The sequence below is a fragment of the Moorena sp. SIO2C4 genome (assembly GCF_010672485.1).
GTDB lineage: Bacteria > Cyanobacteriota > Cyanobacteriia > Cyanobacteriales > Coleofasciculaceae > Moorena > Moorena producens.
Genome location: NZ_JAAHGN010000403.1, coordinates 1 through 6,305 on the forward strand (window position 1 = coordinate 1; position 6,305 = coordinate 6,305).

At 46.1% G+C, this 6,305-nt stretch carries 6 protein-coding genes; 4 read left to right on the forward strand and 2 right to left on the reverse strand.

Annotated features, from left to right (window positions below):
- Positions 1-332: 332 nt before the first annotated feature.
- Positions 333-533: a hypothetical protein gene (locus F6K20_RS20195; protein WP_044491923.1), complete on the reverse strand. Its 201-nt coding sequence runs from the start codon at positions 531-533 to the stop codon at positions 333-335.
- Between the two features lie 507 nt (positions 534-1,040).
- Between F6K20_RS20195 and F6K20_RS20200 the strand changes: the two genes are divergently transcribed.
- Together F6K20_RS20200 and psb29 are read left to right on the forward strand one after the other, a co-directional pair.
- Complete coding sequence (locus tag F6K20_RS20200) at positions 1,041-1,409, forward strand: STAS domain-containing protein (RefSeq protein ID WP_008178225.1); 369 nt, start codon at positions 1,041-1,043, stop codon at positions 1,407-1,409.
- Between the two features lie 441 nt (positions 1,410-1,850).
- On the forward strand, positions 1,851-2,624 hold the full coding sequence (gene psb29 / locus F6K20_RS20205) for a photosystem II biogenesis protein Psp29 (protein WP_008178223.1): 774 nt from the start codon (positions 1,851-1,853) through the stop codon (positions 2,622-2,624).
- A 186-nt stretch (positions 2,625-2,810) separates the two neighbouring features.
- Here psb29 and trxA read toward each other — a convergent pair whose 3' ends face one another.
- Positions 2,811-3,128 carry a thioredoxin gene (gene trxA / locus F6K20_RS20210; RefSeq protein WP_008178221.1) on the reverse strand — a complete coding sequence of 106 codons (318 nt, stop codon included), beginning with the start codon at positions 3,126-3,128 and terminating at the stop codon, positions 2,811-2,813.
- Between the two features lie 152 nt (positions 3,129-3,280).
- Here trxA and fabG point away from each other — a divergent pair, with 152 nt between their 5' ends.
- Together fabG and groL are read left to right on the forward strand one after the other, a co-directional pair.
- Positions 3,281-4,057, forward strand: coding sequence for a 3-oxoacyl-[acyl-carrier-protein] reductase (fabG, locus tag F6K20_RS20215; protein ID WP_008178219.1), 777 nt, complete (start codon positions 3,281-3,283; stop codon positions 4,055-4,057).
- Positions 4,058-4,177: 120 nt separating this feature from the next.
- The gene (gene groL, locus F6K20_RS20220; protein WP_008178217.1) at positions 4,178-5,848 is read left to right on the forward strand and encodes a chaperonin GroEL; all 1,671 of its coding nucleotides are present in this window, start codon (positions 4,178-4,180) and stop codon (positions 5,846-5,848) included.
- Positions 5,849-6,305: the final 457 nt, after the last annotated feature.

The window sequence follows — 6,305 nt, forward strand, 5'->3', positions numbered from 1 at the left end:
TCAGCAGTCAGGTATCAGCAGTCAGGTATCAGCCGTCAGCTTATGCACTACGGGCACGCTTGGCCTTTGGCCACGCTCCGCGAACGCGAACAGCAGTCAGGTATCAGCAGTCAGGTATCAGCAGTCAGGTATCAGCAGTCAGCTATCAGCCGTCAGCTAATCAACGGTAGGTAGTAAATAAGCATCGGGGGTGCTGGTAGGGCTGGTTGAAATTCCCTGGTCGTTTTACTATCAGCTATCAGCTATCAGCAGTCAGATATCAGCATTCAGCTGACGTAATAGAGATTAAACCAATGCTTACCGGTTTGATTCAAAAGGTGATAGCACCTCAATTAGCGTGGCCTACGGCCAATGACTGATAGCTGATAGCTGAACGCGATCGCGTGTGCGTAGCACATAAGCTGATAGCTGATAGCTGATAGCTGATAGCTGATAGCTGATAGCTGATAGCTGATAGCTGATAGCTGATAGCTGATAGCTGATAGCTGATAGCTGATAGCTGGGGGAACATAGAATAGAAATCCAGGATTCATCCCCATTATTCCCTTAATCTTCAGGTCTTATGACCAGATTTGTGCAAAAATTTGGATACGCTCCCTGACATTTCACCAATCACTGTAAGCTAAACTAGCTTGCAGTGAGAACCTCCATGATCCCAATCACAGAGGGCTTGCTTTAAGAAAAGTCTTCCCCGCTTAATTTTGTTAGTCAGGGTCTATGAATTAACAATAATTTCAGAGCTTTTCCAGTCGGGTGGGAAGCAGTCAGGGACTACAGGTGGCAATAGTCCTAATCGTTTGGGACGCACTCTCAAATCTTTATAAGTAGATTTGGGAAGGTTTCAATCAGCGGTAGCTGCGACAAGGAGCATGCACAAGCCTTGATAGCCGAGGGAGGCACACTTTAGCCTCAACGGGAGTAAACACAAAACCATGTGTAATTACATCACTACATTCAATGTGTCCATGGCCAGGATGGTTATTATTATAGTTTTGCTGAATGATAAGTAACTTTGATGAGCTTTTTTGTAGGAGGTGCTGATGGTTCATATCGATCAGAAAACTCATACTACTGAAGATGGTACAAATGTGATTGTTTTGAAACCGATTGGACGCTTGGACATCACTACAGCTTGGCCTTTTCGTCTGAAATTGCAAGAGTGTATTTCCCAACTGCGCAGGCATGTAGTGGTTAATCTGAGTCAGGTTGACTTTATTGATAGTTCGGGTTTGACATCCTTAGTGGCTGGCATGCGAGATGCTGACAAAATTAAGGGCAGCTTTCGCATTTGTTCTGTTCATCCAGACGCCAAGCTGGTGTTTGAAGTCACTATGATGGACACGGTGTTTGAAATTTTTGAAACGGAGGAAGAAGCCTTAGATGGTTTATCCAGTAGTATCGTCACCTGAATAGACATCTGCGACCCATTAGGTTTGAGATTAAGCTTGGTTTGGCTTCGGTCAATCTTTTAGCACAGATGTGTGATCAGAGCGTGTTAAAATAGCAAAGGTGCTGATTGACCCGACCGACGAAAAGGGCTTGAATGCTACTAGCGGCAGCTCGGGAAAATAACTTGGCTGAGCTTTGTAAAAATAAGTCCACAGCAAGTTGAAGTCCAATAAATCAAAGGACCTGCGGGAGGCGGGTTGCGGCCAGGGTAGTAGGGGAACAAAGCATTGAAATCCTACTGCGGGAGTAAGTGCGACAGAGCAAAACCTCCGGACGTTGATTAAGACCAATCTGGCATCAGCGGATGAAACTGGAAACCCCCACCATCATCTTGGATTTGGTGGTAGGTGCTTCATGGGAGATAATAAAAATAATATAAAGCTTCAATTCTGATCTGCCTTGTGAATACTGTTCGCACAGTCTCGGATACTAAACGGGATTTCTACACCTATCACACTCGTCCCATTAACTCTATTTACCGACGTGTAGTAGAAGAGTTGATGGTAGAGATGCATTTGCTGTCGGTTAATGTGGATTTTAACTACGACCCCATCTATGGCTTAGGTGTGGTGACATGCTTTGACCGGTTTATGCAGAGCTATCAACCGGAAAATGATAAAGAATCAATTTTTAATGCTCTGTGTCAAGCAGTCGGAGGTGAAGCTCAGCAGTACCAGGAAGATGCCCAACGGCTCAAAACCAGCGTAGATTCTATGTCTGGGCAAGATTTGATCTCCTGGTTAAGTTCCCCAACCTCTGAAAATGGGAGTGGGGATTTGGCAACCACTATAGCTGCGATCGCACAAAATTCTCAGTTTAAGTACAGCAGATTGTTTGCCATTGGTTTATTTTCACTACTAGAGCAGACGGACTCGGAGTTAGCTCAAGACCAAAAGCAGCTCGAAGAAGTAATTAACAACATTAGCAGTGGATTAAACCTTCCTTCGGAAAAGCTACAAAAAGACTTGGAGTTGTACCGCAGCAACCTGGAAAAAATGGCACAGGCTCGGGTAGTGATAGAAGATGCCATTCAAGCTGATCGCAAAAAGCGGGAGGAGCGTGCTAAAGAGAAAGAAGAAAAATCAGCGACACCTAGCAGCGATTCCACCCCATCTGCCCCAGAAGAATCAGATTCCTCTTCGGATTCTTCTGAGGATGAAGCCCCATCTTCCTAGCTAGGTTTTTTTGATCTAACAGACTGATATCCCCCGGATAAATCCCAGATAAATCACGGGGGCTAATTCCATAACCCTGGTAAAAAAGGTCAAAGGGCAAGGTCGGTAAGCGATCAGCGATCAGCGATCAGCGATCAGCTGATCATCTCAGTCTGGGTATCAAGGACAATTTCACCCCAAATGATCTTAAATCAAAGCTTGTAATTGTTGAATCAGGTCTTCCGCTGGTCTGAGCCCCTCTATCCGTTGTTGAGGCTGACCGTTTTTAAACAGTACCAAGGTTGGTAACGCCTCAATCTGATACTGGGAAGCTAGCTGGGGGTATTTTTCTGTATCAATTTTTACAACTTTCAAACGATCTTTCAGCTCAGCATTGACCTGTTCTAGGATAGGAGCCATCATCTGACATGGCCCACACCAAGTGGCATAGAAATCTACCAACACCGGCACATCTGAGCCAGATAATAATTCTTGGAACGTTTTGAACTGCTTTTTAACGGCCATGAGCAAGAAACCTTTCCTAGTCCTTCTGCTCGATTCTAGTCCAAAATGATTGGAGCTGGACTAAGCTAAAGATTCCGGTAAAGTTAACTTTGGAGGAAACCTGTCCTGCCCACAGCACAAGATCAGGCAGGATAGAAAACAATTCAAGGTTTATGGAAACATTACAGACATCTGGGCAACCATCTTCGCAACAATTAAGCGATCGCATTGCCATCGTGACCGGTGCCTCGCGAGGAATTGGTCGAGCTGTGGCCCTGGCCTTAGCTGGGTCAGGGGCAAAGGTTGTAGTCAACTACGCCAGTTCCAGTAATGCAGCTGATCAGGTCGTAGGGGCTATCATTGATGCTGGGGGTGAAGCCTTAGCACTTCAGGCTGATGTGTCTCAAGCTGAACAAGTCGATGCCCTAGTTAAAGGGACTCTCGAAAAGTTTGGTCGTATAGACGTGCTAGTGAATAATGCTGGGATTACCCGCGACAACTTGTTATTGCGCATGAAACCCTCAGATTGGCAGGCAGTAATTGATCTGAACCTGACTGGAGTATTTTTATGTATCAAAGCAGTGAGCAAACTGATGCTAAAGCAAAAGTCTGGTCGGATTATCAATATTGCTTCAGTGTCAGGACAGATGGGAAACTCTGGTCAAGCCAATTACAGTGCTGCCAAGGCTGGTGTGATTGCCTTGACCAAAACCGTTGCCAAAGAGTTTGCTAGTCGTGGCATTACAGTCAATGCCGTAGCTCCCGGTTTTATTGACACTGATATGACCAGTGACCTTAAGTCAGAAGCCATTATCGAGCAGATTCCTCTAGGTCGTTACGGTAAGCCAGAAGAAGTAGCTGGGATGGTGAGGTTTTTGGCAGCTGATCTAGCTGCTGCCTATATCACTGGACAAGTGTTTAATGTCGATGGTGGTATGGTTATGGCTTGAACCCCCCGGCAGGTCTGTGTTTCAACTTCCGGAAAGTTGAAAATTGTCAGACGAATTAGCACTCTTCGTGTAAGAGTGCTAAATTTGCTAATGGAGACACAAAGCAAGTTCAAATAACCAATGGCAAAAATCGTTTCGTTTGACGAAGAATCCAGACGCTCATTGGAGCGGGGGGTCAATGCCTTAGCTGATGCTGTACGTATTACCCTTGGTCCAAAAGGTCGTAATGTGCTTCTGGAAAAACAGTATGGGGCACCCCAGATTGTCAATGATGGTATTACCGTTGCCAAAGATATTGAACTGGAAGACCCATTAGAAAATACTGGCGCTAGACTGATTCAAGAAGTCGCATCCAAGACTAAAGACGTTGCTGGGGATGGCACTACCACAGCTACCATTCTGGCTCAGGCCATGATTCGGGAAGGTCTTAAGAATGTGGCAGCTGGGGCAAATCCTGTAGCTGTGCGCCGAGGAATCGAGAAAACTGTTGCCGAGCTGGTCAAAGAGATTGAGGCCATGGCACAGCCGGTTCAGGGAACTGGGATCGCTCAAGTTGCTACAGTCTCCGCTGGTAACGATCAAGAAGTGGGTGACATGATTGCCCAAGCCATGGAAAAGGTCACCAAAGATGGTGTGATCACCGTTGAAGAATCCAAATCCCTCTCCACCGAATTAGAGGTAGTGGAAGGGATGCAGATCGATCGCGGTTATATTTCCCCTTACTTCGTGACCGATAACGAACGGATGACAGTGGAATTTGAAAACCCCTACATCCTGATTACCGATAAAAAGATTAGTGTTATCCAGGATTTGGTACCGATTCTGGAAAAAGTGGCTCGTGACAGCAAACCCTTGCTGATTATTTCCGAAGATCTAGATGGAGAAGCCTTGGCAACTCTGGTGGTGAATAAGGCCAGGGGTGTGTTGAATGCCGCTGCGGTCAAGGCACCGGGATTTGGCGATCGCCGCAAGCAAATGTTACAGGATATTGCAGTTTTGACCGGTGGTCAGGTAATATCCGAAGACGTTGGTTTGAGCCTGGATACTGTCTCCCTAGATATGCTGGGAAATGCTACCAAAGTTAGCATTGACAAAGACACTACTACCATAGTAGCTGGTGGTCAAACTAAGGCAGATGTAGAAAAGCGAGTTGAGCAAATCCGCCGCCAGCTAGCAGAAACTGACTCTGAATACGATAAGGAGAAACTGCAAGAACGGATTGCTAAACTGGCCGGTGGTGTAGCAGTCATTAAGGTTGGTGCGGCTACTGAAACAGAACTCAAAGACCGCAAGCTGCGGATTGAAGATGCCCTCAACGCTACTAAAGCTGCGGTAGATGAAGGGATTGTTCCTGGTGGTGGTACAACCTTGATTCGCTTAATAGAAAAAATTCCTGCACTGACAAACGACCTAGAGGAAGAAGAGAAAGTTGGTGGAAGGATTGTAGCCAAGTCATTAGAAGCTCCCCTGGCTCAGATGGCGGATAATGCTGGTGTTGAAGGTTCCGTCATTGTAGAGAAAGTACGGGAGAGTACTGGTAACGTTGGCTATAATGCTGCTACTGACACAATTGAAGACTTGATTGTTGCAGGTATTATTGACCCTGCTAAGGTAGTACGCTCATCCCTACAGAATGCTGCGTCTATCGCTGGTATGGTCTTGACCACAGAAGCCCTGGTGGTAGAGAAACCTGAACCTAAATCTGCTGCTCCTGCTCCCGACATGGGCGGCATGGGCGGCATGGGCGGCATGGGTGGCATGGGCGGCATGGGCGGCATGGGCATGATGTAGTGTCATGATCTAGTGCCATCATTGCTTTGCTAGCATAAAGCCTTGAAGCAGCTTGTCCCTGAGGACAGGCTGCTTTTTGATTGGTCATTAGTATTGACTACTGTCGTCGCTAAATCACGGGATTATAGCGATAGATTCCTAAGAAGATTAATCCTTACTGGCTAAGCCAAATAGCCTCTACACTCTGAGTCAAATCATTGAGCTTACTTGTATTTTGGTCTATGCTCCTAGCAGAGGCTTTTCACCTTGCGCGCAAACCGGCACTTTTAAGTGCATTAATATGTCTTTATACTAATAAAAATTATCAATAAACGCAAAATATCCAGTCTCAAATTCCCCTCCCGCTAAGTCTTACTGGCAGTGCCAGACGCTGCTTAACACGACTATAACGGGAGTCCCCTTGGAGTTGAACGATGCTGTGAATCTCTTGGTCGTAACAGATAGTCCAGGATGCCTC

Bases quoted from the DNA above. Each gene is read 5' to 3' on its own strand.
- groL (WP_008178217.1), top strand. From the start codon at position 4,178: ATGGCAAAAATCGTTTCGTTTGACGAAGAATCCAGACGCTCATTGGAG.
- trxA (WP_008178221.1), bottom strand. From the start codon at position 3,128: ATGGCCGTTAAAAAGCAGTTCAAAACGTTCCAAGAATTATTATCTGGC.
- fabG (WP_008178219.1), top strand. From the start codon at position 3,281: ATGGAAACATTACAGACATCTGGGCAACCATCTTCGCAACAATTAAGC.
- F6K20_RS20195 (WP_044491923.1), bottom strand. From the start codon at position 533: ATGAATCCTGGATTTCTATTCTATGTTCCCCCAGCTATCAGCTATCAG.
- F6K20_RS20200 (WP_008178225.1), top strand. From the start codon at position 1,041: ATGGTTCATATCGATCAGAAAACTCATACTACTGAAGATGGTACAAAT.